General features: G+C 64.0%; 22 protein-coding genes and 2 tRNA genes. 2 read left to right on the top strand and 22 right to left on the bottom strand.

The window, feature by feature from the left end; translation table 11 throughout:
- Positions 1-5: 5 nt before the first annotated feature.
- The 8 genes from nuoF to ACKTEK_RS06370 all read right to left on the bottom strand — a co-directional run bounded on the left by nuoF (position 6) and on the right by ACKTEK_RS06370 (position 6,428).
- The gene (nuoF, locus tag ACKTEK_RS06405) at positions 6-1,313 is read right to left on the bottom strand and encodes an NADH-quinone oxidoreductase subunit NuoF (protein ID WP_409164401.1); all 1,308 of its coding nucleotides are present in this window, start codon (positions 1,311-1,313) and stop codon (positions 6-8) included.
- 14 nt (positions 1,314-1,327) lie between these two features.
- Complete coding sequence (nuoE, locus tag ACKTEK_RS06400; protein WP_409164400.1) at positions 1,328-2,506, bottom strand: NADH-quinone oxidoreductase subunit NuoE; 1,179 nt, start codon at positions 2,504-2,506, stop codon at positions 1,328-1,330.
- A gap of 5 nt (positions 2,507-2,511) precedes the next feature.
- Entirely contained in the window at positions 2,512-2,907 is a 396-nt protein-coding gene (locus ACKTEK_RS06395) for a hypothetical protein (protein WP_409164399.1), read from the bottom strand.
- Entirely contained in the window at positions 2,907-4,097 is a 1,191-nt protein-coding gene (locus ACKTEK_RS06390; protein ID WP_409164398.1) for an NADH-quinone oxidoreductase subunit D, read from the bottom strand. Before ACKTEK_RS06390 ends, ACKTEK_RS06395 begins: the two co-directional genes overlap by 1 nt.
- Positions 4,098-4,112: 15 nt before the next feature.
- Entirely contained in the window at positions 4,113-4,718 is a 606-nt protein-coding gene (locus tag ACKTEK_RS06385; RefSeq protein WP_409164397.1) for an NADH-quinone oxidoreductase subunit C, read from the bottom strand.
- Positions 4,719-4,762: 44 nt separating this feature from the next.
- Positions 4,763-5,347 carry a NuoB/complex I 20 kDa subunit family protein gene (locus tag ACKTEK_RS06380; RefSeq protein ID WP_409164396.1) on the bottom strand — a complete coding sequence of 195 codons (585 nt, stop codon included), beginning with the start codon at positions 5,345-5,347 and terminating at the stop codon, positions 4,763-4,765.
- A complete protein-coding gene (locus ACKTEK_RS06375; RefSeq protein WP_409164900.1) occupies positions 5,338-5,703 on the bottom strand; it encodes an NADH-quinone oxidoreductase subunit A in 366 nt (121 codons plus the stop codon). The genes ACKTEK_RS06380 and ACKTEK_RS06375 overlap by 10 nt, the downstream gene beginning before the upstream one ends.
- Before the next feature lie 275 nt (positions 5,704-5,978).
- A complete protein-coding gene (locus ACKTEK_RS06370; RefSeq protein WP_409164395.1) occupies positions 5,979-6,428 on the bottom strand; it encodes a MerR family transcriptional regulator in 450 nt (149 codons plus the stop codon).
- 345 nt (positions 6,429-6,773) lie between these two features.
- Between ACKTEK_RS06370 and ACKTEK_RS06365 the strand changes: the two genes are divergently transcribed.
- Entirely contained in the window at positions 6,774-7,586 is an 813-nt protein-coding gene (locus ACKTEK_RS06365; protein WP_409164394.1) for a class I SAM-dependent DNA methyltransferase, read from the top strand.
- A gap of 3 nt (positions 7,587-7,589) precedes the next feature.
- Here the strand turns inward: ACKTEK_RS06365 and ACKTEK_RS06360 are convergent, their stop codons facing one another.
- The 7 genes from ACKTEK_RS06360 to ACKTEK_RS06330 form a co-directional block, all read right to left on the bottom strand.
- Entirely contained in the window at positions 7,590-8,504 is a 915-nt protein-coding gene (locus tag ACKTEK_RS06360; RefSeq protein ID WP_409164393.1) for a phosphotransferase, read from the bottom strand.
- Positions 8,501-10,918: an FAD-dependent oxidoreductase gene (locus ACKTEK_RS06355; protein WP_409164392.1), complete on the bottom strand. Its 2,418-nt coding sequence runs from the start codon at positions 10,916-10,918 to the stop codon at positions 8,501-8,503. Before ACKTEK_RS06355 ends, ACKTEK_RS06360 begins: the two co-directional genes overlap by 4 nt.
- A gap of 6 nt (positions 10,919-10,924) precedes the next feature.
- Entirely contained in the window at positions 10,925-13,366 is a 2,442-nt protein-coding gene (locus tag ACKTEK_RS06350) for an FAD-dependent oxidoreductase (protein WP_409164391.1), read from the bottom strand.
- On the bottom strand, positions 13,363-14,262 hold the full coding sequence (locus tag ACKTEK_RS06345) for a phosphotransferase (protein WP_409164390.1): 900 nt from the start codon (positions 14,260-14,262) through the stop codon (positions 13,363-13,365). The genes ACKTEK_RS06350 and ACKTEK_RS06345 overlap by 4 nt, the downstream gene beginning before the upstream one ends.
- 10 nt (positions 14,263-14,272) lie before the next feature.
- Positions 14,273-16,297: an ABC transporter permease gene (locus tag ACKTEK_RS06340; protein WP_409164389.1), complete on the bottom strand. Its 2,025-nt coding sequence runs from the start codon at positions 16,295-16,297 to the stop codon at positions 14,273-14,275.
- A 6-nt stretch (positions 16,298-16,303) separates the two neighbouring features.
- On the bottom strand, positions 16,304-17,320 hold the full coding sequence (locus ACKTEK_RS06335; RefSeq protein ID WP_409164388.1) for a glycine betaine/L-proline ABC transporter ATP-binding protein: 1,017 nt from the start codon (positions 17,318-17,320) through the stop codon (positions 16,304-16,306).
- A gap of 110 nt (positions 17,321-17,430) precedes the next feature.
- Positions 17,431-18,393, bottom strand: a complete 963-nt coding sequence (locus ACKTEK_RS06330) for an ABC transporter substrate-binding protein (protein WP_409164387.1) — start codon at positions 18,391-18,393, stop codon at positions 17,431-17,433.
- 244 nt (positions 18,394-18,637) lie between these two features.
- Here ACKTEK_RS06330 and ACKTEK_RS06325 point away from each other — a divergent pair, with 244 nt between their 5' ends.
- A complete protein-coding gene (locus ACKTEK_RS06325) occupies positions 18,638-19,426 on the top strand; it encodes a DeoR/GlpR family DNA-binding transcription regulator (RefSeq protein WP_409164386.1) in 789 nt (262 codons plus the stop codon).
- Between the two features lie 13 nt (positions 19,427-19,439).
- On the opposite strand, the gene ACKTEK_RS06320 is transcribed toward ACKTEK_RS06325, so the two are convergent.
- From ACKTEK_RS06320 to lon, 7 genes are all read right to left on the bottom strand, one after another.
- Entirely contained in the window at positions 19,440-20,240 is an 801-nt protein-coding gene (locus ACKTEK_RS06320) for an enoyl-CoA hydratase/isomerase family protein (RefSeq protein WP_409164385.1), read from the bottom strand.
- Between the two features lie 37 nt (positions 20,241-20,277).
- A complete protein-coding gene (locus tag ACKTEK_RS06315) occupies positions 20,278-21,777 on the bottom strand; it encodes an AMP-binding protein (protein ID WP_409164384.1) in 1,500 nt (499 codons plus the stop codon).
- A 166-nt stretch (positions 21,778-21,943) separates the two neighbouring features.
- A tRNA-Asp gene (locus tag ACKTEK_RS06310) sits at positions 21,944-22,020 on the bottom strand.
- Between the two features lie 128 nt (positions 22,021-22,148).
- On the bottom strand, positions 22,149-23,117 hold the full coding sequence (locus tag ACKTEK_RS06305) for a zinc transporter ZntB (RefSeq protein WP_409164383.1): 969 nt from the start codon (positions 23,115-23,117) through the stop codon (positions 22,149-22,151).
- 37 nt (positions 23,118-23,154) lie between these two features.
- Positions 23,155-23,230 (bottom strand) — tRNA-Val (locus tag ACKTEK_RS06300).
- 101 nt (positions 23,231-23,331) lie between these two features.
- On the bottom strand, positions 23,332-23,604 hold the full coding sequence (locus ACKTEK_RS06295; RefSeq protein ID WP_409164382.1) for an HU family DNA-binding protein: 273 nt from the start codon (positions 23,602-23,604) through the stop codon (positions 23,332-23,334).
- Positions 23,605-23,819: 215 nt separating this feature from the next.
- Positions 23,820-26,255, bottom strand: coding sequence for an endopeptidase La (lon, locus tag ACKTEK_RS06290; protein WP_409164381.1), 2,436 nt, complete (start codon positions 26,253-26,255; stop codon positions 23,820-23,822).
- Positions 26,256-26,265: the final 10 nt, after the last annotated feature.

Here is a 26,265-nt window from a genome sequence, read left to right as displayed (position 1 = left end):
CTGTGTCACTCCGCCGCGACCAGCACGCTGCCATCAGCGTTGGGATTGGCGGAATAGGTGTCGATACGCTCTTCAATGACATGTCGGAAATGGCGGATGAGGCCCTGCACCGGCCACGCGGCGGCATCGCCGAGCGCGCAGATGGTGTGACCCTCGACCTGGTAGGTGACGTCGAGAAGCATGTCGATCTCGCGCTTCTCGGCCTCACCCCTGGCCATGCGTTCCAGCACGCGCCACATCCAGCCCGTGCCCTCGCGGCACGGCGTGCACTGGCCGCAGCTTTCGTGCTTGTAGAAATAGGACAGCCGCGCGATGGCGCGGATGATGTCGGTGGACTTGTCCATGACGATGACCGCCGCGGTGCCAAGGCCCGACTTGACGGCACGCAGGCTGTCGAAATCCATCGGCAGGTCGCCGCAGACATCCGCCGGCAGGCACGGCACGGATGAACCGCCCGGAATAACCGCCAGCAGGTTGTCCCAGCCGCCGCGGACGCCGCCGCAATGCTTTTCGAGAAGCTCGCGAAGCGGAATGCCCATTTCCTCTTCCACGGTGCACGGCTTTTCGACGTGACCGGAGACGCAGAACAGCTTGGTGCCGGTGTTGTTGGGCTTGCCGAGCGCGGAGAACCACGCCGAACCGCGGCGCAGGATTTCCGGCACGACCGCGATGGATTCCACGTTGTTGACCGTCGTGGGGCAGCCATAGAGGCCCATGTTCGCGGGGAACGGGGGCTTCAGGCGCGGCTGGCCCTTCTTGCCCTCGAGGCTTTCCAGCAGAGCGGTTTCCTCGCCGCAGATGTAGGCGCCCGCGCCGTGGTGGACGTAGAGATCGAAATCCCAGCCCGAACCGGCCGCGTTCTTGCCCAGCAGCCCCGCGTCATAGGCCTCGTCGATGGCGGCCTGCAGGTATTCGCGCTCGCGAATGAACTCGCCGCGCACGTAGATGTAGCCGACATGGGCGTTCATCGCGAAACCGGCGATCAGGCAACCCTCGATGAGGTGCTGCGGATCATGCCGCATGATCTCGCGGTCCTTGCAGGTGCCCGGCTCGGATTCGTCGGCATTGACGACGAGGTAGTGCGGGCGTTCGCCCACTTCCTTGGGCATGAACGACCACTTGAGGCCCGTCGGGAAGCCGGCGCCACCGCGCCCGCGCAGGCCCGATGCCTTGACCTCTTCGATGACCCAGTCGCGGCCATTCTTGATGAAGCCCGCCGTGCCGTCCCACGATCCACGCTTGCGCGCGCCCTCAAGCCGCCAGTCGCCGCGGCCATACAGATTGGTGAAGATGCGATCCTTGTCTGCCAGCATAACCTGCCCTCACCTCACCGCTTGCTCGACGGGACCTGGCCCTTGGCCACCCGCTTGGAGAAATCGGTCTCGCCGCCCTTGGCGAGCGTGTCTGCCTGAACCAGCCAGTCGTCGCGCACGATGCGGCCCTTGAACTTCAGGTATTCGTCGACCCAGGACACGTGCTCCGGCTTCCAGGCCGCGATCTGGTCGAAATGATAGATGCCCATGCCGTTCAGCACGCCTTCGAGCTTCGGTCCGACGCCCTTGATCTGCTTGAGATCGTCGGCACCGGCCTTGCGCGGCTTGGGCAGCATGCGCGGCTTCTTGCCGGCGGCATCGGCGCGGGCTGCGTCATCTGCGTTGATGCCGGATGCCTCGGGCGGAGTGTCGCTGGAATCCGTCGACTTGCCGGTGGCGGCAGGCTTGGACGGCGCGGACTCCTCGGCCTCGGCACGGCGCGCAATGGTTTCCTTGCGCGTCGGCTTGGCGGCATCAGCAGCCTTCTTCTTGCCAAGTGCAGGCTCATCAGCCGGGCTCGGCGGGCGGCCCTTGTTGATCGGCTTCTGGTCGCCCTCGCCGCCGCCGCGCATTGCGCCGGAATTGATGGCTTCCACGTCCTTCAGCGTATCCTCGCCGCCCACGGGGGCCGAGAAGCGACGGTCGACCTGCGGGCCCGGCTCCGGCGTCTCGCCACGGGCAAATGCGTCGAGAACCTCTTCGAAGCTTTCCGGCGTCAGGTCCTCGTAGGTGTCGGCGAAGACCTGCACCATCGGTGCGTTCACGCAGGCGCCGAGGCACTCGACCTCTTCCCACGAGAAATCACCGTCTTCCGACAGTGTGTGCGGGTTTTCGGCGATGCGGCGCTTGCAGACGGCTTTCAGGTCCTCGGCACCGCGCAGCATGCATGGCGTCGTGCCGCAGACCTGGATGTGGGCCTTCTTGCCGACGGGGGCGAGCTGGAACATCGTGTAGAAGGTGGCGACCTCCAGCACGCGGATGAACGGCATGTCGAGCATTTCGCCGATGTAACGGATCGCCGGCTCCGGCAGCCAGTTCTCGTGCTGCTCCTGCGCGCGCCACAGCAGCGGGATCACCGCGCTGGCCTCGCGCCCCTTCGGGTACTTGGCGATCTGCTTCTTCGCCCAGGCAAGGTTGTCCTTGCTGAAAGCGAAGCTCTCCGGCTGTACGGGATGAAGTCTGCGGACGCTCATGTAACTCAGCCCCGGCTCTTGCGGATGTAACAGGCAGACCCCGGCGCTGCACCGTATGCGGCGAGGATGTCGTACTTGTTGTCGAAGGAATCGACGTTCGAAATGATCGGGCGCACGCGCGTCTTCGGCGTATCGCAGTCGTCGAGACGCTCGACATAGGCGTTCAGCCAGCGCGCCAGCCGGTAGCGGATCGACTTCTGCGGCCACGAATACATCGTGGTCGTGCCGTCATAGACCGCGTTGTACATGACCGCGTTTTCGATCAGCAGTTCGCAGTCGGTCGCCTTCAGCTGGCAACCCTTGCGCGACAGCGACACGGCGGCAGATGCACCGGCGGCGGTGAACGCCATTGCGAGCGCGACGATCGCAGCGGTCGCGGTGAATGTCAGACCGGTGCGCATCAGCGGTCCACCTCGCCGAACACGATGTCGAGCGAACCGAGGATGGCCGAGACGTCGGCCAGCATGTGGCCCTTGCAGAGGAAGTCCATCGCCTGCAGGTGCGCAAAGCCCGGCGCGCGGATCTTGCAGCGGTACGGCTTGTTGGACCCATCGGACACGAGGAAGACGCCGAACTCGCCCTTGGGCGCCTCGACGGCGGCATAAACCTCGCCTTCCGGCACGTGAAAGCCCTCGGTGTAGAGCTTGAAGTGGTGGATGAGCGCTTCCATCGACCGCTTCATCTGGCCGCGCTTGGGCGGAACCACCTTGCCGTCCATCGAGGAGACCGGCCCCGTGCCCTTCGGCGACTGCAGAAGTTCGACGCACTGCTTCATGATGCGCACGGACTGGCGCATCTCTTCCATGCGGATCAGGTAGCGGTCGTAGCAATCGCCGTTCTTGCCGATGGGAATGTCGAATTCGAGATCCGAGTAGCACTCGTAGGGCTGGCTCTTGCGCAGGTCCCACGGTGCGCCGGAACCGCGCACCATGACGCCGGAAAAGCCCCACTTCCAGCAGTCTTCCAGCTTCACGACGGCGATATCGACGTTGCGCTGCTTGAAGATGCGGTTGTCGGTGAGCAGGCCTTCCAGGTCGTCGCAGACCTTCAGGAACGGGTCGCAGAAGTCGCCGATATCCTGGATCAGCTGCTCGGGCAGGTCCTGGTGGACGCCGCCGGGGCGCACATACGCTGCATGCATGCGCGAGCCGGACGCGCGCTCATAGAAGACCATGAGCTTCTCGCGCTCTTCAAAGCCCCAAAGCGGCGGGGTGAGCGCGCCGACGTCCATCGCCTGCGTGGTGACATTGAGAATGTGCGACAGCAGGCGACCGATCTCCGAATACAGGACCCGGATGAGCTGGCCGCGATAGGGAACTTCGATCTGCAGCAGCTTTTCGACGCCCAGGGCGAAGGCATGTTCCTGGTTCATCGGCGCGACATAGTCGAGCCGGTCGAAATACGGGACCGCCTGCAGGTAGGTCTTGTACTCGATCAGCTTCTCGGTGCCGCGATGCAGAAGCCCGACATGCGGGTCCACGCGCTCGACGACCTCGCCATCGAGTTCCAGCACGAGGCGCAGCACACCGTGGGCCGCAGGGTGCTGCGGGCCGAAGTTGATCGTGAAATTGCGAACGTCGAGTTCTGACATGCCCCGATTGCGCCCCTATTTGTCCGCGCTTGCTTTCTCGTCGCCCGGCAGCACGTACTCGGTGCCTTCCCACGGCGAGAGGAAGTCGAAATTCCGGAATTCCTGGTTGAGCTTGACCGGCTCGTAGACCACGCGCTTGCGGGTATCGTCGTAGCGAACCTCGACATAGCCCGTGAGCGGAAAGTCCTTGCGCAGCGGATATCCCTCGAAGCCGTAGTCCGTCAGCAACCGGCGCAAGTCCGGGTGACCGGAAAACAGGATGCCGTACATGTCGTAAGCCTCGCGCTCGAACCAGTCCGCGCCCGGCCAGATGCCGGTGACGCTGGGGACCGGGTTGCGGTCGGAGGTGGAGAGCTTCACGCGGATGCGCAGGTTCTGCTTCGGGCTGAGCAGGTGGTAGACAACATCGAACCGCTCGGCGCGCGCCGGATAGTCCACCCCGCACACGTCGACCATGTTGACGAACTGGCACTGCGGATCGTCATGCAGGAGACGCATGATCTTGATCAGCTCTTCCGGCTCGCAGGTGACCGTCAGCTCGCCGAACGCGACATGCGTCGCGGCACCGGCGGGAAGCTTCTCGCGCAGGTACCCGGCAAGGTCGTTGATGGCTTCATCCATGGCTCGTCTCATCCCTCTCGTCGGCAGTCGGTACAGCCGAGCCCTTAGCGTTCGATGGTGCCGGTGCGGCGGATCTTCTTCTGCAAAAGAAGCACGCCATAGAGCAGCGCTTCGGCAGTCGGCGGGCAGCCGGGCACGTATATATCAACGGGAACGACCCGGTCGCATCCACGCACGACGGAATAGGAGTAATGATAGTAGCCGCCGCCATTGGCACAGCTGCCCATGGAGATGACATAACGCGGCTCCGGCATCTGGTCGTAGACCTTGCGCAGCGCAGGCGCCATCTTGTTGGTCAGCGTGCCGGCGACGATCATCACGTCGGACTGGCGCGGCGAGGCACGTGGCGCGAAGCCGAAGCGCTCGACGTCGTAGCGCGGCATCGAGGTCTGCATCATCTCCACCGCGCAGCACGCGAGGCCGAACGTCATCCACATGAGCGAGCCGGTGCGCGCCCAGTTGATCAGGTCGTCGGTGGCGGTGACGAGAAAGCCCTTGTCGGCCAGCTCGGCATTCACCTCACCGAAGAAGTGGTCATCGGAGCCGATCGGCTGGCCGGTGCGCGGATCGACGAGACCCTTGGGAGCCGGTGCAACGAGGGTTGCGTCCTGCGAATCGTTCAATCCCATTCGAGTGCCCCTTTCCGCCATTCATAGGCAAAGCCGATCGTCAGCACGCCGAGGAACATCATCATGGACCAGAAGCCGAACCAGCCCAGGTCGCCGAAGGCCACTGCCCACGGGAACAGGAAGGCCACTTCCAGGTCGAAGATGATGAACAGAATCGCGACGAGGTAGAATCGCACGTCGAATTTCATGCGCGCGTCGTCGAACGGCGCGAAGCCGCACTCGTAGGCCGCAACTTTCTCGCTATCGGGGTTGTTCACCGCAAGAATGAACGGTGACACCATCAACGCCAGGGCGATGACAGCCGATATGCCGAGAAAGACGGCAATGGGAAGGTAGTCCTGCAACAATTCCGGCATGGTCAGCCCGGTCGTGAGGGACATTCCTGCGGACCGCTAGTGCAGATCAACGCGGCGAATGCCCGTTGGCTCCGGCCGGCTACCTCAGGTTTGCACCTGCGAAGCCGACGATTGGGGCCAAGCCTTACCCCGTCCGTTTGGCGAGGGCAAGCACACAAACTGCCGCATGCGACCGTGTCACAAAACATTTTCCGCGAAACAGCATCATGTCGCAGCGGCAACTCTCTTCGCCGCCGCGTTTCGGCGGATTCATATGCAGTTTCTAGAATATTTCGTCAGGCCGAATGGAACCACGACTTGCCGTCGCGCAGCGCCGAAGCGGTCTCGCCGGCGGCCTGCTGTGCTTCCTTCAGCGCGGCCAGTTCGTCGTCGATTTCCTCGCACCGGCGCTCGGCAGCGGCCAAAGCCAGCTTGCGGGCCTGGTCGGGCTTGTTGGCGACGATGGATTCCACAATCGTCTGTATCTCGGAGATCGTCAGCCCCATCGCCTTCAACCGGACGATGTCACTGAGTCGGTCATGGTCATGCTGGCGATAGATTCGGCGGTTGCCACGGCGAACCGGGTTGAGGAGATTCTTCTCCTCGTAGAATCGCAACGTGCGCATGGTCAGGTCGAACTCTTCGCTCAATTCAGCAATCGAGTAGGACTGTGCCTCCGGGGCACCTGATGCCATTTCAGCGGCAGCGGTGTTGAGCGGCACATCGGCCGACGGGAATTTATCCAACGTCTTGTCTCCACATATCCAGCGCAAAACGCATCCGACACGTCGTTCGGCGCCTGAAGGGGGAGCAGCGCAAACAACGGCCGACCGGATGGGCCAGCGGCTGAAGTTGATGTTGTAAGGAACGTCCCGGTACCGGCGTTGTTCCCCAAGATATGCAGGCTGCAGCGAATGCGGCAGTGCACCATTTGAAGGGCTGGCTAATGCATGACGCCGCGTCAGCACAAGCAGATAAATCGAGTGAGGAATGTGTATTTCCGACGGGAATCCCGTTGCCGCGCAACGACTTAGCCGCTACCCATGAATTGCATGCAATGCTGCGATGCCAGAGGAGCCGCGCGAAAACACATGACTGCACCCGACGACGAGCTGGAACGCGTCTATGAGAACGCGCTCGAACTGGAAAAGAGCGGACGGCTGGACGAAGCGGCCGCCGCCTGGCGTGAAGTCCTGCGTCTCGACCCGGACGATTGCGGTGGCGCGACCATCCGGCTGGCAGCACTCGGCGAGATTCCGACGCCGAAGGTCGCACCCGCTGCCTACGTGATGACGCTATTCGACCAGACGGCAGAAGCCTTCGACGACATCCTCGTTCGCCAGCTTTCCTATGACGTGCCGAATCTCATTGCGCAGGCACTGCGCGAACATGCGCCCGGTCCTTACGCGCGGATGCTGGACCTTGGCTGCGGCACCGGCCTTTGCGCACTGGCCATGGAAGACCTGACCCGCGACCGCACCGGCGTCGACCTGTCCGAGGACATGATCGAGAAGGCCGCCGAGCGCGACCTTTACGACGATCTCTACATCGGGGAAATCGTTGCGTTCCTGAAGGACGACAACGGCGAGGCCAACTGGGATCTGATCGTGGCCGCCGACGTCCTGCCCTATCTGGGCGACGTGACTGACCTGTTCGCGGCAACGGCCGCGCGGCTCAATTCCGGTGGCACCTTCGCGTTTTCAACCGAGACGCTGCACCAGGATGCCTTCATCGAGGAGCCCTATCTCGTCAATGCCGGCCACCGCTTCGCGCACGATCCGTTCTACCTCGATGATGCGCTGGAGGAAGCCGGCATGGATTCGGTCTTCGTCGCCGACATCACGGTGCGGACCGAGGACGGCGAGCCGGTGCCCGGTCACCTGTTCCTGGCGCGCAAGTTCTGAAGGTCAGCTTCGCCCGGCGGACACCGCCTTCAGGTGGCCGGAGAATTCCGGCGTCGCCATCAGCGCCTTGCAGCGTGCGAAGCGTTCGTCCGCATAGGCGCGGAAATCGTCAGCCAGGTTGTCATTGGCCAGCTGGATCAGGCCCCAGAGCGTCCAAAGCAGGTCGCACATCGCCTTGTAGATGACCATGCGACCGACGTCATAAGGGTGCGGCTCGCTGCCGAAATAGGCGCGGATCATCTCGGCGTCCTGCTCTTTCGTGAAGCCGCCTTCGACCGACACATCGCCCAGGTCCCACATGGGATCGTTCATGCCGGAATATTCCCAGTCGACGATCCACATGATCTCGCCGGTATCGAGGAAGTTTTCGCAAAGCGGGTCGCAGTGGCAGGCGGCACTGGGTAGCGGGTGCGCGGCGAGCGCGCTGCGCACGCTTTCAGCCTCCGCAACGACGTCGTGATAGCCTTCGGGCAACGCGACGTCCTTGGTGGAGAGAATCTCCAGGTACTCGTCGATCATCGCGTAAAGCTCGAAGACGAAGGGAAACTTCGCATCCGAATCATGGAGCTTGCGGAATGCCTTGCCGGCGCGCGCCGGGCTTCCGTCCCGCGTACGAAAATTGTCCGGCGACATCGTCACCGCATCGTCGAGGAACCGGGTGACGAGGATGCCGTCCTCATCGAAGTATATCACCTCCGGGCTGACACCGGCCCGCGCGGCAGCCTTGGTGGCGACGGCTTCATGGGCGCGGTTGATATATTCCTCGGTGCCCTTGCCCGGCAGGCGCAGGCAATAATCGCCGACGCGAAACACCAGATTGGTGAGGCCGCCGAGGCGCTGCGGCTCGGCATCGGTGGCGGACAGTTCCGGCACCTTGGCGATTGCCGACCTCACCTGTGCGTCGATATCGTCGCTCATGCCTTCAGCCTTTCCATTCTGGGGTCGTACAGACAGCGCGGACCGCGAACCGCGTCATAAGCTTTCCCGAATGCCTCGATGCTGCAACCGTTGATCCCGGCAAGCTCGGCGGGCAGATAGGCAAAACCAATCGTCTTGCCGAGGTGGTGGCCATAGCCCGCGCTGGTCAACTGGCTGACCGGCTTGTCGTTCACGACGACCGTTTCACCGCCAAGGAACGGTGCGAACCCGTCGACCGCGAAGGTCACGAGCTTTCGCGCCGCACCCTCCCCCTTCAGTTCGATCAGCTTGTCGCGGCCGGTGAAGTCGCCCTTGTCCAGCGCAACGGCGAAACCGAGGCCCGCCTCGTAGGGCGTCGTCTCCGGCGTCACGTCGGCAGACCAGTAGACGTAGCCCTTTTCCAGACGGCAGCTTTCGATTGCCGCATACCCGGCATCGGCGATGCCGTGTGGTTCGCCCGCTTCCAGCAGCGCCTCGTAGACACCGGCGGCGTAGTCCTGCGGGATGTAGAGTTCCCAGCCAAGCTCGCCGACATAGCCGACGCGCACGGCAAGCGCGCGCGCATTGGCAATCTCGATCCAGCGCGCGGTGAGGAACGGGAACGCCTCGTTCGACAGGTCGTCATCGGTCACAGCCTGCAACACGTCGCGCGACTTCGGCCCGCACACGTTGAGCGTGGCAAGCGAATTGGTGATGTCGCGGATGGTGACGCCATCTGGAAGCTGGCTGCGCACCCACGCGCTGTCGCGCACGCCAAAGCCCGACCCGGTGACGAGCCAGACGAGATCATCTGCAAGGTGCAGCAGTGTGACGTCCGCCTCGATTCCGCCCTTGGCGTTGCAAAGCTGGGTGTAGACTGCCTTGCCCGGCTCGCCGGACAGGTCGTTTGCGGCAATCGCCTGCATCGCGGCAAGCGCTCCCTGCCCGCTGATCTCGAATTTCGAGAACGAGGTCTGGTCGATCAGTGCGACGCGCTCTCGGATCGCCTTCACTTCGGCGGCCACCGCCGGGAACCAGCCGGGCTTGCCCTCGAAACTCGGCGTTTCCGTCGCGCTCTCGTCGCTCGAATGGAACCAGTTGGCCCGCTCCCAGCCGAAGCGCGCGCCGAACTGCGCGCCGCGCGCCTTGAGGTTTGCGTAGAGCGGCGAGCGCCGCAGGCCGCGACCCGCGCTGCCTTCCTCGCCCGGCCAGTGCACCTTGTAGTAGTTGCCATAGGCCTCGATGGCGCGCTCTTCCAGGTAGCGTGCCTGCCCGTGCGGCACGCCGAACCGGCGCACGTCGAAGGGCCACAGGTCCAGCCCCGGATCGCCATGCAGGATCCAGTTGGCAAGCGCCTCTCCCGCACCGCCCGAGGCCGCGATTCCCGCCGTGAAGCCGCAAGCGACGTAGAAATTGTCGAGTTCCGGAGCGAGCCCCATGATCGGCTCGCCATCGGCAGATGCCGGGATCGGCCCGTTGATGATGGTCTGGATACCGGTCTCGTTCAGCACCGGCAGCCGCTCGGCGGCCGGCAGCGCGAAGAGTTCGAGCCGGTCCATGTTCGCCGGGAAAAGCTCGCGTCCGAAATCGAACGGCGGGCGTCCGCGCCAACACCCTTTCGTGCCGTCTTCCCAGCCGCCGATGGCGAAGCTCGCCACGTCCGGCTTGAGATAGAAATTGCTGTCGGGGTCGCGCAGCGTCGTCAGGTCCTTGGGGAAGTCGAGCGTCTTTTCGGTGACGAAGTACTGGTGCTCGACGACACCGGCGGCCAGCGGCACGCCCGCCATCTCGCCAATCCGCTTGGCCCAGATGCCTGCGCAGTTCACGAGGATTTCGCAGCCGATATTGCCCTTGTTGGTGACGACACCGACGACGCGCCGTCCCTCGCGCACGATCTCCTCGACGAGAACGCCTTCGTCGATCTTCGCGCCGTTGTTGCGCGCGCCCTTCGCGAAGGCCTGCGTCAGCGCGTAGGGGTCTACGTAACCGTCACTCTCGATGAAGGCGGCGCCGACCACGCCCTTGGGGTCGATGTAGTCGAACTTTGCCTTGGCTTCCGGTGCACTGAGGCTGTGGCACTCGAAGCCGAAGCTGCGGGCAAGTTGCATGGAGCGCCTGATCTCGCTCCATCGCGCCTCGCTGGCGGCCAGCCTCAGAGAACCGACCTTCTTCCAGTCGATGGAGAGGCCGGTCTCGGCTTCCAGCCGGTCGAACACCGCGACGGAGTTCTGCATCAGCCGGGTGAGCGCCTTCTTGGTGCGCAACTGGCCAACAAGGCCCGCCGCGTGCCAGGTGGAGCCGTGGGTGAGCTGCGATTTCTCCAGCACCAGCACGTCGCTCTCGCCCATGCGGGCAAGCTGGTAGGCCACCGAACAGCCGACCACGCCGCCGCCGAGGACGACGATGCGGGCATGCCTGTCTGCGTGAAATGCCATTGGTCGTCAGCCTTTCACGCGGGTGTTTTGCGGATCGACGAACGGATCTAGGCCGATCTTGGCGGGGAACGTCTCGTTCGCGATCACGAGCTGGTAGTCGCCGGAAGTGAGAAACTCGTCGTCAACACCGTCCCCGTTCTTCACGTAGCCGTAGCCGATGCTCTTACCGAGCGTGTAGCCGTAGCCACCGCTGGTGAGGTAGCCGACCGGTTCGCCGTTGCGCAGGATGGTTTCGCGGCCGACGAGAACCGCGTCGGGATCATCCACCGTGAAGCCCGCCAGCCGCTTGGTCAGCTTCGCGCCGTTGCGCTGTTCCAGCGCCTCGCGGCCCATGAAGGGTGCGTTCTTCTTCAGCTTCACCGCCCAGCCAAGGCCCGCCTCGAAGGGCGTGTCGTTTGGCGTGATGTCCGACCCCCAGGCCCTGTAGCCCTTTTCGAGCCGCAACGATTCGATGGCACGATAGCCGACGGGCTTCAGGCCGTGCGGCTTGCCGGCTTCCATCAGAGCGTCGAACACCTCGCCGGTCGCGCCAATCGGGATATGCAGTTCCCATCCAAGCTCGCCAACATAGGTGACGCGCAGAGCGCGAATGGTGTGACCGGCAATGTCGATCTCGCGGACATGGCCGAAGGGGAATGCCTCGTTGGAAACGTCTGCATCCGTCACCGCTTTCAGCACGTCCCGCGCCTTCGGCCCCATCAGCGACAGGGTGCCGAAGTCCTCGGTCACGTCGGTCACCTCGACCTCGCCTTCTCCAGGCAGGTGGTCGGAAATCCACGCGAGGTCATGGGTGCGGAAGCCGGTGCCGGTGACGATGTAGAAATGCTCGTCCGCTAGCCGGGCGACCGTCAAGTCCGCCTCGATGCCGCCGCGCGAATTGAGCAACTGGGTATAGGTCAGTCGGCCCGCAGGCTTGGAGACGTTGTTGGCGCAGATCCATTCCAGCGCCGCCAGCGCATCCGGGCCCTTCAGTTCGTATTTCGCAAAGGACGACTGGTCGAAGACGCCGACCGCCTCGCGCACGTGGCGGTGTTCCTCGCCCACCGGCTCGAACCAGTTCTGCCGGCCCATGGAATAGACGTCCTTGGGTTCCATGCCGTCGGGTGCGTACCAGTTGGGCCGCTCCCAGCCGAGCTTGGAGCCGAACACCGCGTTGTATTCCTTCAGGCGTTCGTAGAGCGGCGACACGATGTAGGGACGCCCGCTGTCGTACTCCTCATGCGGGAAGCCGATCGTGTAGTGCTTGCCGTAGGCTTCCAGCGTGCGGTCGCAGACCCACTGGCGATCCTTGTGCAGTTCCGAGAAGCGGCGGATATCAACAACCCACAGGTCGAGCGGAGCCTCGCCCTGCACCACCCATTCCGCCAGCACCCAGCCCGCGCCGCCTCCGGCCGCGATGCCGAAGGCGTTGAAGCCCGCGCCGACAAACATGTTGGCGCATTCGGGCGCAGCGCCGAGGATGAAGTTGCCATCGGGCGTGAAGCTTTCCGGGCCGTTGATCATCTGCTTGACGCCGGTCTTCTCCAGCACCGGCACGCGCGCCATGGCCTGCTCGATATGCTGTTCGAAATGGTCGAAGTCGTCGTCGAAGAGCTGGAATTCCCAGTCGTTCGGCACGTCGCCTGTCGTCCAGGGAATCGGGTTCGGCTCGTAGCCGCCGAAGGACAACCCGCCGACCTCTTCCTTGAAGTAGGTGCGCCGGTCCGGGTCGCGCACGGTCGCGGCATCGCTCGCCAACCCGTCGATGTTGTCGGTGATGACGTATTGGTGCTTCACCGGCTGCAGCGGCACGTTGATGCCGGCCATCTCGCCAACCTGCCGCGCCCACTGGCCCGCGCAGTTGACGACCTTCTCGCAGTGGATGTCGCCGTCCTTGGTCTTCACGGCGGTGATGGTGTCGCCGTCCATCTCGAAGCCGGTGACGCGCACGTCCTCAAAGATCTTCACCCCGTGCATGCGCGCGCCCTTGGCGAGCGACTGGGTGATGTCGGAGGGGCTGGCCTGCCCGTCCGTCGGCAGCCAGCTGGCGCCGACGAGGTCGGACGTGTCCATCAGCGGCCACATCTTCTTCACCTCTTCGGGCGAGACGAGATGCATCTCCATTCCGAAGCTCTTCGCGGTGGTGGCGAGGCGGCGATACTCGGTCCAGCGGTCCTCGTTTGTCGCAAGGCGCAGGCAACCGGTCATCTTCCAGCCGGTCTCCAGCCCCGTCTCCTTGTCGAGGTTCTTGTAGAGGTCGACCGAGTATTTCAGCACCCGCGTGATGGAGGCGGACGAGCGCAACTGACCGACGAGGCCCGCCGCATGCCAGGTGGAGCCGGATGTCAGCTTGCCCTGTTCCAGCAGGACGACATCGCACTTGTGGTCGCGCGCCAGGTGATAGGCCGTCGAGCAGCCGATAATGCCGCCGCCGATGACGACGATCTGTGCGTGCTTTGGCAGGGTCATTGTCCGCCGTTCCTTTGAATTGCCGTGTAGGTTTGAAGGGCTTCCTCGAGCCGCTGGAGGTTCTCCGCCGTGTAGGCCTCGTAGTCGGCGCCCGGCGCGTCGAGGAAGATTTCCGAGACCATGCTCCACATGGCTTCGCGCAGCAGCGAAGCGCATTGCATGGCCGCGTTGGCCGTTTTGAAGGCCGCGCCCGGCTCATGGCCGAGATAGGCGGTGACGAGCCGTTTCGACTGGTCGTCGTCCATGCCGGCGTTGGAGGCGGCACCGGCAAGATCGAACATCGCGGTGTTGAAGCCCGCATATTCGAAATCGATGAGCCACAGGCGCTGGCCGTCATCCATGATGTTGGCGGGCAGCAGGTCGTTGTGGCCGAAGATGATAGGCAGCGGCACCTGCGCGGCTTCCAGCTCGTCGGCAAGCTTCAGGTAGCCGGGAAGCTCCTTGCTCATCCGGCTCTTGGCGGCGGCAAGCGTGCGCGCGTAGTCGCGGATCACGTGGAAGACCCAGAACATGTAGCCCGCGCCCGAGACATGGTGCGGCATGGTGGTGTGGAAGCGGCGGATGAGATCCGCGATGCGCTCCGGATTGGCGCGCACGTCTTCCTCGCCGAACGTCTTCGCCTCGATGAAGGCGCACACCATTACGCCGGGTTCGGCATGTTCGACGGCGGGCGCAAAGCCCGCCTCGTGGGCTGCGCGTGCGGTCATCAGTTCCCGGTCGCGGTACACCTGGTGGAACGGGAAATCGCGCCCGAACCGCACCACGTGGCGTCCGGCGGCATCGCGCACGACATGGCTCTCGTTCGACAACCCGCCTTTCAACGGTTCGATGGAGATCGAGCCGTTCCAGCAGTCAAGCTTGGCAATGCGGTCTTCAGCGATGCGGTCTTCGGACATGCCCATCGCCTCACTGAAGTCCGAGGCTCTGGCGCGTGCGCCGCGCGCCCGCCGAGATGAGCCGGTCGGCGATGATGCCTATGAAGGCGACCGCGAGGCCGGCGACGAGGCCGCGGCCCGTGTCCGCCTTGGTCAGCGCGATATAGACCTCCTGTCCAAGGTCGCGGGTGCCCACCAGCGCGGTGATGACCAGCATCGACAGCGCGAACATGATGGTCTGGTTCAGGCCGAGCATGATCTCCGGCAAGGCGAGCTTCAGCCGGATGCGCGTCAGAAGCTGCCAGGGCGTGCAGCCCATTGCGCGGCCCGCCTCGATGAGGCGCGGATCAACGCCGCGCAGGCCCAGAACCGTGTAGCGGATGGCCGGCGCGATGGCATAGGCGACGACCGCGATCATCGCGGTGAAGTCGCCGACCCGGAACAGCATCACCGCCGGCATCAGGTAGACGAAGGACGGCAAGGTCTGGAGCGTGTCGATGACGACCTGGGCCCAGCCCCAAAGCCGGTCGCGCGTGGCAACAAGGATGGCGATGGGAATGCCGATCAGCGAGGCGAGGATCACAGCCGAACCGCACAGGTAGACCGTGATCATCGCCTTGTCCCACTGGTCCGTGGCGGCGATCAGGAAGCTCAGGACGCCGACCGTCAGCGCCAGCCGCAGGCCGCCGAGCCGCCAGCCGACGAAGGCCAGCAATGCGACGACGCCGGCCCATGGCAGGCCGAGCAGGAACCGCTTCAGCGGGATCATGAAGTTGAGCAGGAGCGCGTTCTTGAAGCCCTCCAGTACGTCGTAGAAGTTGATGTTGATCCAGCTGACGAGGTCGGTCCAGAACGCGCCGGTCGAAACCTTCGCCGCGTCCGGGTAGTCCTGCACCGGCGGCAGGAACAGCCCGAGCAGCATCGTCACGGCGATCAGAAGAAGTGCCGCTGCCGTATAAGGATGGCGCGCGACGAGGTTGCGCTTCTCCGCGCCGTGGTGGTGCGGGCGTGCGGCCTTGTTGGCATAGGCCTGGCTCAGACGATCGAGCGCGATGGCCAGCGCCACGATGGCGAGACCCGCTTCCAGACCTGCCCCGATATTCAACCGGCGAAGCGCCGCCAGCACGTCGAAGCCGAGGCCGCCTGCGCCGATCATGGAGGCGATGATGACCATGTTCAGCGAGAGCATGATGACCTGGTTCACGCCGACCATCAGCGCGTCCTTGGCACTTGGCACGAGAATGCGCCACGTCATCTGGCGGCGCGTGCAGCCTACCATGTTGCCGAGATCGACCACCTCGGAGGGCACCTGCTGCAGCGAGAGGATCGTGATGCGCGTCATGGGCGGCAGCGCGTAGATCAACGTCGCGACCACGGCGGCCGTCGGCCCGAAGCCGAACAGGAACAGGATCGGCACGAGGTAGGCGAAGACGGGGATCGTCTGCATCAGGTCGAGCAGCGGGATGATCGCGCGTTCAAGCATCGGCCACCGATAGGCGGCGATCCCCATGACGAGGCCGAGCGCGACGCCGATGGGCACTGCGACGATGATGGAGGCCAGCGTCACCATGGCGCTGTCCCACTGACCGAAGACGGCAAGGAACGTGAAACAGCCGGCAACCAGTAGCGCGAGCTTCCGCCCGCCCGCGTGCCAGCCGATCATGGCGACGATGGCGATGACTGCGATCCACGAGATCGGCGGCACGATCTGGATCGCGCTCGACCCCTGCCCTTCGAGGAAGCCGGTGGACAGCAGGCTCAGCGCCAGCCGGTACGGCACGTCGATGGCAGCTGCGATGAACCGTGTCAGGTCGAGGAAGGTGAACAGGCCGAAGGTCGCATCGTTCAGCAACCATTTCATGGCATCACCGATCCATCGCCGCGCGGGGATGATCCAGTCCTTGGGGTAATCGAACGCCCACTTCACCGCGCCTTTGCCGGCAAACCATAGGGCAGCAAAAATCGCCAGCGCCGCAACCCACGCGACCAGCCCGGCATAGCGCGCGCCGAACCCTGCCTGCGGGCTTTCTGTCGCGGTATGGTCGAGCGCCGCCATGTGTCGTCAGCCCTGCATCATGACGTTGATCACGTCGGCGCGTTCCAGCACGCCGATTGGCTCGTCGCCTTCCACCACGGCAAGGCTTGTCGCCTCGTCTGAGAAGTGCGGCGCGGCATCGGCGATGGTGGAGGTGGCGGGTATGGTCTTCGGTGGCACCGAGCCGTTGAGCGGCTTCATCAGCGCGCGCGCCTTCACCACCTTCGACTTGGAGACGCTGCGGGTGAATTCCGCGACATAGTCGGTTGCCGGGTTCAGAACGATCTCCTCCGGCGTCGCCGCCTGTACGATCGCGCCGTCCTTCATGATGGCGATGCGGTCCGCGAGCCGGATCGCCTCGTCGAAATCGTGGGTGATGAAGATGATGGTCTTCTTCAGGACCGATTGCAGGCGGGCGAACTCGTCCTGCATCTCGCGGCGGATGAGCGGATCGAGCGCGGAGAACGGCTCGTCGAGGAACCACAACTCCGGCTCCACGGCGAGCGAGCGCGCAATGCCGACGCGCTGCTGCTGGCCGCCGGAAAGTTCGCGCGGATAGAAGCCTTCCTTGCCGCCGAGCCCGACCAGCTCGATCATCTGGGCGGCACGTTCCTCGCGCCTGGCGCGGGCCATGCCCTGAACATCCAGCGGAAAGGCGACGTTCTCCAGCACGGTCAGGTGTGGCAGCAGGGCGAAGTGCTGAAAGACCATGCCCATCTGGTGGCGGCGGATCTCGATCATCCGCTTGTCGTCGGCCGCCAGCAGGTTTTCGCCGTTGAAGAGGATTTCACCAGATGTCGGCTCGATCAGACGCGACAGGCAGCGCACCAGCGTGGACTTGCCCGATCCGGACAGGCCCATGATGACGAAGATCTCGCCGGAGCGGACTTCGAGGTTGACGTGCTGCACCGCGCCGACAAGTCCGGCCTCGTGCAGCGCGCCGGCAGTCGGCTTGCCGCCGTGCTCATTGAGGAAATCGCGCGCGCCGTGTCCGAAAATCTTCCAGACGTCCCGGCATACGAGCTTGGCGTCGTCTCGCGTCATCGGTCGCTTCCGCCGCGGTGGACCAAACGGGATGGGTGAAGGGCGCGGCCCGCCGCGGTGGATGCGGCGGACCGGCCAAGTTTGACCGCGAACCGGTCAGGATGCGTGGACTACTCGATCCACTTGGACCAGCGGTCCTCGTTCTCGGACATCCAGTTGCCAACAACCTCCTCGACGCTCTTGCCGTCGAGGTCGACGGCGGAGATCATCGCACCCATCTCGTCGTTGTTGATGGTGAAGGCCTTGATGGCTTCGTAGGCGCCGGGCCACTTGTTCTTCAGACCGGACCAGGAAACCTTCCAGATCTCGCCGAAGGGCTTGCCGCAGTCGTACTGCGCGTCCGGGTTGGAACCCCAAGAGGCGTCCTCGTAGCATTCCTTCGTGTATTCGGGGAATTCGACCCACTCGCCCTTGTACTTGGCGGGTGCCCAGTGCGGCGCGTAGATCCACAGCAGGATCGGGGCTTCGCGCTGGTAGGCGCTTTCAAGCTCGGCGAACAGCGCGGCGTCGGTGCCGGCGTGGATCACCTCGAACGGCAGGTCCAGCGCTTCGACGCGTTCCTCGTCATAGCCGCCCCAGGTGACGGGTCCGCCAAGATAACGGCCCTTCGGCGCGGTCTCGGCGATGGAGAAGGCTTCTGCGCAGGCTTCTTCCTTCAGCGCTTCCCAGTTGGGAAGGCCCGGGCACTTCTCCTTCATGTATTCCGGGTACCACCACTCTTCCTTGGCCTTCATGCCCGTGGGGCCAAGATTCTCGACCTTGCCCGTGGCGGTCGAGGCGTCCATGGCGTCGCGGCCGGTCGTCTCCCAGATTTCCATGGCGACGTGCAGGTCGCCCGATTCAAGGCCCGCAAACTGCGCGAGGTAGTCGGCCTGGACGTATTCCACGCTGTAGCCGGCCTTCTTGAGGACTTCGCCCATGAGCTGGGTGGTGATGAGCTGGCCGGTCCAGTCGTGGAGCGTCAGCTTGATTGCGTCGGTGGATTCCTGTGCGGATGCCGCCCCCGGCAGCGCCAGTGCCGCCGCCAGTGCCAGCGCGTGAGAGGTGCGCCGAAGTGTTGTGCCAAGTTGCATGATCGTCCTCCTGCTTGGCTCCGTGAGCCGTGGTGTCTGCTTGCCCTCTGGAGCCGCGTGGTTGATGCGATCGCGCCTGTTTGCGGCGTCTTCTCTCCGTCAGCAGTGCGTTAATCGAACCCCGCGCCAAACAGGCTGTCAATCCGTGTTTGTGGTGTTTATTGGTTTTCATGCCCGGTTTTTTGAGTTTTGATGGTTTCATGTGCAGCGCTGCCCAAACCGGGCGCAGGAGCGGCCAGAGACGATGCTGACCAAACGCCACGGCGATATACTTCGCCTTCTGAACGAACACGGGACGGTGACGGTGACCGACCTCGCCGACACGCTCGGCGTGTCGATGGAGACCGTTCGCCGCGACCTGAAACCCTTGGCGGACTTGGGAAAAGTCGTGCGCATGCACGGCGCGGCATCGCTGGCCGGTCAGTCGGGCGAGGCTCCGTTCGAGCGGCGCATGCGCGAGAATGCACCCGCCAAGCGCGCCATCGCCCGCCACGTTGCGGGCACGATCGCCGATGGCGATTCCATCATGCTGGACACGGGCACGACGACGAGTTTCCTCGCCCGCGAACTGCTCGGCCACCGCAGGCTGACGGTCGTCACCAATTCATCAGATATCGCCCGCACGCTGGCGACGGTGAACAACAACCGCGTCTACATGGCCGGCGGTGAGTTGCGCAGCGACTCGGGCGCGGCCTTCGGCGCATCGGCCATCGAATTCATCACGCGCTTTTCCGTGCGCCACGCGATCATCTCCACCGGCGCGGTGGACGCGCGCCTCGGCGTCATGGACTACGACCTTGAGGAAGCGGAGTTTGCCCGCACGGTGCTGGAGCGTGGCGAGCGCAGCGTCGTCATCACCGACCACACGAAATTTGGCCGGCAGGGACTGGTGACCGTCAGCGGTTTTGCCAACATCGATGAACTCGTCACCGACGAAACCCCGCCAGGTGAACTGGCGCAGGCTCTCGCGTCAACCGAGACGGTACTGACGGTTGCCGGGCAGGACGACGCCCTGCAGCGCGCCCTACCCTGATTCTTCAGAGAGCTCAGCTGCCGGAAAAGTTCGGCTTGCGCTTTTCGTGGAAGGCATCGACGCCTTCGCGGAAGTCGTCGGACTGGCGCAGGCGCGAATAGTTGAAGCCTTCCAGCTCGATGGCAGTCTGAAGGTTGCAGTCCTCACCGAGATTGATGAGTCGCTTGGCGGTGCGCTGCGCCATGGGCGAGAATTGCACCAGCTCTGCGACGAGCTTGTCGGTTGCCGCTTCCAGTTCGCCATCGGGGTGCATCTCGGTGGCAATGCCCCAGTCGAGCGCCTGCTGCGCCTTGATGCGGCGCGAGCGCATGACGATGTCCTTGGTGCGCGTGATGCCGACGATCTTCTGCAGGCGCGCCGAACCGCCGGAACCGGGGATCTGGCCAAGCTTCTGTTCCGGCAGCGCGTACTGAACGGTTTCCGACACGAGGCGGAAGTCGCAGGCAAGCGACACTTCGAAGCCGACGCCGAACGTGTAGCCGCGGTTGGCCGCGATCACCGGCTTCTCGCAGCGCGCAGGCGCGGCGATGTTGTCGGCAAGCTTGGACACATGCTCCGGTGAGGCTTCGAGAAAGCCCTTGATGTAGCCACCGGAGGAGAAATGCTCGCCAATGGCGCGCAGCACGATGACGCGCACGCGGTCATCACGGTCGAGCTGTTCGAAGGCGTAGCGCAGCTCGTCGCGCTGGCCCATCGAGATCGTGTTGAAGTCCCCTCGGTCGAGGATGATGTCGCCACGCTGGGCGCCCTCGTCCACGGTCACGGTGAAACCGTCGAATTCCTTGCCGTTGAGGTCGGCGGGTTGGCCGGTCATTGAATTGCTCCTGTACAGGCGTGTTCTGGTGTCTGGTTCATTCGGCGCGTTCGTAATCGCCGGAAACGAGGAAGCGGCGCAGCAGCTTGCCCACGGGCGATTTCGGAATGGCCTTCACGAAGGTGATCTGGCGGGGGCGCTTGTGGCTCGGCAGACCCGCACGGCAGTGGGCCTCGATCTTTTCCGCCGTCATGCCGGGCGTCGGCTCCACGAAGAGCGTGACGATCTGCCCCCATTTCTCGTCCGGCAGGCCGACGACGGCGACTTCGCCGATCCCGTCGAGCTTGGAGACGTGGCTTTCCACTTCCACCGGCGAGACGTTCTCGCCGCCGGTGATGATCATGTCGTCGGTCCGCCCGGTGACGAACAGGTCGCCGTCCTCGTCGAACCGGCCCATGTCGCCGGTGAAGTACCAGCCGCCATGCAGCGACTTCTCGTCGCCGTCCGGGCGCTTCCAGTAACCGGCGAAGGATTCATCGCCCGCCAGGTCCGCGATGATCTCGCCTTCCTCGCCGACGGGCAGAATCGCATCCGGGTCCTTGGCGCTTGCATCGACCACGCGGATGCGCTGGTTGAGCGCGGCGCGCCCGGCAGAACCGGGCTTGGAGGGCGCGTCCTGGTGGATGGTGAAAGTGTAGACCTCCGACGAACCGTAGTGGTTGACGAAGAGGTCCGGCTTGAAGGCTGCCTGAAGCCGCTGCAACAGCCCGTCCGTCATCGAGGCGCCGGCAAATCCCAGCAGCCGCACGGTCGAGATGTCGGCCTTGGCGAAGGCCTTGCTGTCCAGCAATGCGTGGTAGAGCGTCGGCACAAGGTACAGGCAGGTAATGCCCTCGCGCTCGATATCGCTGAGCGCCTCGTCCGCATCGAACCGGCGCAGGCAAACGAACAGCCCGCCGATGAGGCTCATGGCGAGCAGCGAGCGCACGCCCATCGTGTGGTAGAGCGGCATGACGCCGAGCGTGCGCTCGCCTTGCCGGTAGGTGTTCTGGGCCACGTGGGCGAGTGCTGCGGCACGCTCCGCACCGTGGCGCCGCGGCACGCCCTTGGGGCGGCCCGTGGTGCCGGACGTATAGAGCATGATGGAGAAGTCGTCGGGGCCCGTGGTCAGGTCCGGCAGCGGCCTGTCTTCAAGGTCCGCGAGCGCCATCGCCGAGACGTCGACCACCCGGACGCCCGTTGCCTCGCCTGCCTGTTTGCCCGCTTCGCCCGACACTTCTTCCACGATGCCGAGCACGGCCTCGCTGTCGGTCAGCACGTAGCCGATCTCATCGGCGCTGGCGCGCCAGTTGATGGGGGTGATGATCGCGCCGAGGAACTGGCAGGCCCAGTGCAGCGTCGCGGCTTCCCAGGAATTCTGCAGCGCCGTGACGAGGTGATCGCCACGCTTCACGCCGTTGGCGGACAGCCAGTTGGCTGCCGCGCCGATCTTTCCGGCCCATGCGCCATAGGTCAGCCGAACGTCGCCGTCGATGATCGCCAGCGCCGCCGGATCGCGCTCCACGCTTGCCACGAAGCTGCGCGCAAGATCGTACATGTCAGACACTCTCCCCCGTAGCCGTTGTCCGGCTCTTAGCCCTTGTTGGGTTCAGGGATAAAGACTGCGCATGGGCTGCGCAATCGCCGCTCGGCGAATACCGGTGATGCGCGGATACACATCGTGTGCAGCATGCGAACCGTTCGACCAGCTTTTCCGGGAAGGGTGGCGGGAGTGACGGGACTCGAACCCGCGGCCTCTGGCGTGACAGGCCAGCGCTCTAACCAACTGAGCTACACCCCCTTACCGGGGCGGTGCCGCGAGCGCGACACCGTGAGAGAGAGGGCGGTTTACGTGAGCCCTCCGGTTTAGTCAAGCAGTCCAAGCGGCGATTTTGACACGGCCCAAGCAGCTATTCCGGACCGGTATAATCAAATAAGCCGCATGATCCGAAACAGCACGTATTCAAGCCCAACGACGCCGGCGATGAGCGTACAGATGATCCAGAATCCGAAGGGGCTTTCGGTCAGCGGAACGCCGCCGACATTCATGCCGAGCAACCCTGTCAGGAAGCCGATGGGCAGGAAGAATGCCGCGACGATCGTCAGCACCAGCATCTGCCGGTTCATCGTCTCGGCGCGCTCGTCCATGATCTGGTCCTGCAGGATCTGCGCACGGTCCCGCAGCGCATCGAGTTCCTCGCAGAGCCGCGTCACCCGGTCGACGGCCTCCCGCAGCCCGTGCTGGGCAGTCGTGCCGATCCACGAGAAACCTTCCAGTTCCAGCGTCGTGAGCGCATCGCGCTGCGGGAACATGTAGCGCCGCAGGAGAATGGCCGCGCGACGGGTATCGGCCAGCGTTCGGCGTTCTTCCGAGAGCGATGCCTCACCCATGCGCTCCTCGATGGCGTCGACCGCCTCGTTGAGCTGCGCAACGACAGGTTCGGCGCGGTCGGCCAGCCGGACCGCGAAGGCTGCGACGAGTGCTGCGGGCGATGCCGGCGCGCGCGAATGGCTCGCCATGTCGGTGACATCGCCTACCGCGCGCAGCGGGCGCAGGCTGCACGTGACCACGAGATTTTCAGCGAGCCAGATCCGCAGCGAGATCATGTCTTCGGGCTCGGCGCCCTCGTTGAGATTGACGCCGCGCAGGATGACGATAGCCCCTGCCCCGAGCGCCGTGCAGCGCGGGCGGGTTTCTTCAGCCGTCAGCGCATCGGTGACAGATGCAGGGAGTTCGAGTGCTGCAAGCTCGGCGCGCAGGTAGCCGATCGGCCCGTGGATGTGGACCCACCGATAGGACTGGACCGATTCATCATTGCCTGCATCGCCAACGCCGGCAGTGACGGAGGTTCCGTCAGCGGCGATCCGATAGGCGGTGACATGGTTTCCGGGGTGCATCGGCCGAGCGTGTTCGCGTTGCGCGAAGCCTGGGAAATGGTGGGCGGTGAGAGGATCGAACTCCCGACATCCACGGTGTAAACGTGGCGCTCTACCAGCTGAGCTAACCGCCCCTGACCGGACTTTCCCTATCGCCCTTCGCGCAGCCCCGCAAACAAAAAAGGACCCGAGGCGAGTGTCCCGGGCCCTTCGGTCTTCTCGAAGAAGGACGGTCTTAGTTGACCATGTCCTTGAGTGCCTTGCCGGCCTTGAACTTCGGCGACTTGGAAGCAGGAATGTTGACCGGCTCACCCGTGCGCGGGTTGCGGCCAGTGGTGGCAGCGCGGCTTGCGACCGAGAAGTTGCCGAAACCGGCGATCTTGACGTCGTCGCCGGACTTCAGCGCGCCGCCAATGGCGTCGATCATGGCCTGGACTGCGTTGCCCGCATCGTTCTTGCTGATATCGGCGCCCTCGGCGACCGCAGCAATCAATTCCTGCTTGTTCATTTTGGTGTTCCTCGTTCTGTGGAAGCACCGGCACACTGCCGGTGTTTCTTTATAAGCGAAAACCGCAGAATACTGCGGATTTTGGCCTCACCTCGAATTAGCGTACCAAAGGGTTCAACAAAAGCCCCAATTGTGCAAAACCGATCAAACCTTTGAAACAAAAGGAAAACCCGCGAGCGATTGCCCGCGGGTTTTGTCGTTTGAGGTGACGCGACTCAGTGCGCGACGGTCGTTGAGGCGTCGTCGTCGGAGGAAACCGGCTTGTTCTTGCGGCTTTCCTCGTATTGCGCCTCGTCCCATTCGATCGCTTCCGGCATCCGCACGAGAGCGGCTTCCAGCACCTGGTCCATGCGTGCGACCGGGATGATTTCCAGCCCGTTCTTCACGTTTTCCGGAATATCGGCCAGATCCTTGGCGTTGTCTTCCGGAATGAGAACCCGCTTCAGGCCGCCACGAAGAGCCGCCAGCAGCTTCTCCTTGAGACCGCCGATGGGCAGAACCCGGCCGCGCAGCGTGATCTCGCCCGTCATCGCCACGTCCCTGCGGACAGGAATGCCGGTCATGATCGACACGATGGCCGTGACCATCGCGATGCCTGCGGACGGACCGTCCTTCGGCGTTGCGCCCTCCGGCACGTGCACGTGGATGTCGCGCTTTTCAAAGCGCGGCGGCTCGATTCCGAAATCGATGGCCCGCGAGCGGACGTAGGATGCCGCCGCCGAGATCGATTCCTTCATCACGTCACGCAGGTTGCCGGTGACCGTCATCTTGCCCTTGCCGGGCATCATGACGCCTTCGATGGTCAGCAACTCGCCGCCCACCTCGGTCCAGGCAAGCCCGGTCACGACACCGACAAGGTCCTCGCGTTCGGCTTCGCCGTAGCGGAAGCGCGGCACGCCGAGCATGTCCTCGAGCTTCTTTTCGGTCACCTTCACCGTCTTCTTGCCCTCGGTCAGGATCTCCTTGACCGTCTTGCGGGCGAGTGTCGCCATCTCGCGCTTGAGATTGCGCACGCCCGCCTCGCGGGTGTAGCGGCGGATGACGTTGAGAAGCGCGTCATCGGCGAGCGAGAACTCCTTGCTCTTGAGCCCGTGCTCCTTGATCGTCTCCGGCAGCAGGTGCCGGCGTGCAATCTCGACCTTCTCGTCCTCGGTGTAACCCGCGATCCGGATGATCTCCATGCGGTCCAGCAGCGCCGGGGGAATGTTCAGCGTGTTGGCCGTGGTGACGAACATCACGTTCGACAGGTCATACTCGACCTCGAGATAGTGGTCCATGAACGTGGAGTTCTGTTCCGGATCAAGCACCTCAAGAAGCGCCGAGGACGGATCGCCGCGGAAGTCCTGTCCGAGCTTGTCGATCTCATCGAGCAGGAAGAGCGGATTGGACGTCTTCGCCTTCTTCATCGACTGGATGATCTTGCCCGGCATGGAGCCGATATAGGTCCGGCGGTGACCGCGGATCTCGGCCTCGTCACGCACGCCGCCGAGCGAGACGCGAACGAATTCGCGGCCTGTCGCCTTGGCGATGGACTTGCCGAGCGAGGTCTTGCCGACGCCCGGAGGGCCGACGAGGCAGAGGATCGGACCCTTGATCTTCGTCATGCGCTGCTGGACGGCAAGGTACTCGACGATGCGCTCCTTGACCTTCTCCAGACCGTAGTGATCGGTGTCGAGCACGCGCTCGGCCAGCGTCAGGTCCTTCTTCACGCGGGACTTCTTGCCCCACGGAATCGACAGCATCCAGTCGAGATAGTTGCGGATGACGGTCGCTTCCGCAGACATCGGGCTCATCTGGCGGAGCTTCTTCATTTCCGCCGTCGCCTTGTCGCGCGCTTCCTTCGAGAGCTTGGTCTTCTCGATGCGCTCTTCCAGCTCGGAAATCTCGTCGCGACCATCTTCATCGCCGAGTTCCTTCTGGATCGCCTTCATCTGCTCGTTGAGATAGTACTCGCGCTGGGTCTTCTCCATCTGCCGCTTCACGCGGCTGCGGATGCGCTTCTCGACGTTGAGAACCGAGATCTCGCCTTCCATCAGCGCCAGGACGTGTTCAAGCCGCCCGGAGATGGACGTCATCTCCAGGATTTCCTGCTTGTCCTGCAGCTTCACGGCAAGGTGCGAGGCGACGGTGTCGGCCAGCTTGGCATAGTCGTCGATCTGAGAGACCGCGCCGAGAACCTCCGGCGAGACCTTCTTGTTCAGCTTCACGTAGTTGTCGAACTCCGCGACCACCGAACGCGACAGCGCCTCGGCCTCGACTTCCGCGCCCTGTTCGTCGGGCATCTCCTCGGCCGAGGCCTCGAAGTAGGAATCGGTCTGGGAGTAGCCGGTGATGCGCGCACGCGACTTGCCTTCCACCAGCACCTTCACGGTGCCGTCGGGAAGCTTGAGAAGCTGGAGCACCGAGGCCAGCGTGCCGATCTCGTAGATCGCGTCCGGCTCCGGATCGTCGTCGCCGGCATTCTTCTGTGTGGCGAGCAGGATCGGTTTTTCGGACCGCATCACGGTTTCGAGCGCGCGAATGGATTTCTCGCGACCGACAAAGAGCGGCACGATCATGTGTGGAAACACGACGATGTCGCGAAGGGGAAGGACCGGGTATGCCCCGTCTTCCTGCTCGGTCAGGCCCGTGGGATTGATGTCATCCGACATAGGCTTCGTT

The organism is Tepidamorphus sp. 3E244 (genome assembly GCF_046159835.1).
Lineage (GTDB): Bacteria > Pseudomonadota > Alphaproteobacteria > Rhizobiales > Tepidamorphaceae > JACKJK01.
The sequence above is the reverse complement of the archived record's forward strand: the minus strand, read 5'-3'. Positions and strand labels throughout refer to the sequence as shown.

What these genes read in the sequence shown, in the direction of transcription:
- nuoF (WP_409164401.1), bottom strand. Translation starts at nt 1,313, where the DNA reads ATGCTGGCAGACAAGGATCGCATCTTCACCAATCTGTATGGCCGCGGC.
- nuoE (WP_409164400.1), bottom strand. Translation starts at nt 2,506, where the DNA reads ATGAGCGTCCGCAGACTTCATCCCGTACAGCCGGAGAGCTTCGCTTTC.
- ACKTEK_RS06395 (WP_409164399.1), bottom strand. Translation starts at nt 2,907, where the DNA reads ATGCGCACCGGTCTGACATTCACCGCGACCGCTGCGATCGTCGCGCTC.
- ACKTEK_RS06390 (WP_409164398.1), bottom strand. Translation starts at nt 4,097, where the DNA reads ATGTCAGAACTCGACGTTCGCAATTTCACGATCAACTTCGGCCCGCAG.
- ACKTEK_RS06385 (WP_409164397.1), bottom strand. Translation starts at nt 4,718, where the DNA reads ATGGATGAAGCCATCAACGACCTTGCCGGGTACCTGCGCGAGAAGCTT.
- ACKTEK_RS06380 (WP_409164396.1), bottom strand. Translation starts at nt 5,347, where the DNA reads ATGGGATTGAACGATTCGCAGGACGCAACCCTCGTTGCACCGGCTCCC.
- ACKTEK_RS06375 (WP_409164900.1), bottom strand. Translation starts at nt 5,703, where the DNA reads ATGCCGGAATTGTTGCAGGACTACCTTCCCATTGCCGTCTTTCTCGGC.
- ACKTEK_RS06365 (WP_409164394.1), top strand. Translation starts at nt 6,774, where the DNA reads ATGACTGCACCCGACGACGAGCTGGAACGCGTCTATGAGAACGCGCTC.
- ACKTEK_RS06360 (WP_409164393.1), bottom strand. Translation starts at nt 8,504, where the DNA reads ATGAGCGACGATATCGACGCACAGGTGAGGTCGGCAATCGCCAAGGTG.
- ACKTEK_RS06355 (WP_409164392.1), bottom strand. Translation starts at nt 10,918, where the DNA reads ATGGCATTTCACGCAGACAGGCATGCCCGCATCGTCGTCCTCGGCGGC.
- ACKTEK_RS06350 (WP_409164391.1), bottom strand. Translation starts at nt 13,366, where the DNA reads ATGACCCTGCCAAAGCACGCACAGATCGTCGTCATCGGCGGCGGCATT.
- ACKTEK_RS06345 (WP_409164390.1), bottom strand. Translation starts at nt 14,262, where the DNA reads ATGTCCGAAGACCGCATCGCTGAAGACCGCATTGCCAAGCTTGACTGC.
- ACKTEK_RS06340 (WP_409164389.1), bottom strand. Translation starts at nt 16,297, where the DNA reads ATGGCGGCGCTCGACCATACCGCGACAGAAAGCCCGCAGGCAGGGTTC.
- ACKTEK_RS06335 (WP_409164388.1), bottom strand. Translation starts at nt 17,320, where the DNA reads ATGACGCGAGACGACGCCAAGCTCGTATGCCGGGACGTCTGGAAGATT.
- ACKTEK_RS06330 (WP_409164387.1), bottom strand. Translation starts at nt 18,393, where the DNA reads ATGCAACTTGGCACAACACTTCGGCGCACCTCTCACGCGCTGGCACTG.
- ACKTEK_RS06325 (WP_409164386.1), top strand. Translation starts at nt 18,638, where the DNA reads ATGCTGACCAAACGCCACGGCGATATACTTCGCCTTCTGAACGAACAC.
- ACKTEK_RS06320 (WP_409164385.1), bottom strand. Translation starts at nt 20,240, where the DNA reads ATGACCGGCCAACCCGCCGACCTCAACGGCAAGGAATTCGACGGTTTC.
- ACKTEK_RS06315 (WP_409164384.1), bottom strand. Translation starts at nt 21,777, where the DNA reads ATGTACGATCTTGCGCGCAGCTTCGTGGCAAGCGTGGAGCGCGATCCG.
- ACKTEK_RS06305 (WP_409164383.1), bottom strand. Translation starts at nt 23,117, where the DNA reads ATGCACCCCGGAAACCATGTCACCGCCTATCGGATCGCCGCTGACGGA.
- ACKTEK_RS06295 (WP_409164382.1), bottom strand. Translation starts at nt 23,604, where the DNA reads ATGAACAAGCAGGAATTGATTGCTGCGGTCGCCGAGGGCGCCGATATC.
- lon (WP_409164381.1), bottom strand. Translation starts at nt 26,255, where the DNA reads ATGTCGGATGACATCAATCCCACGGGCCTGACCGAGCAGGAAGACGGG.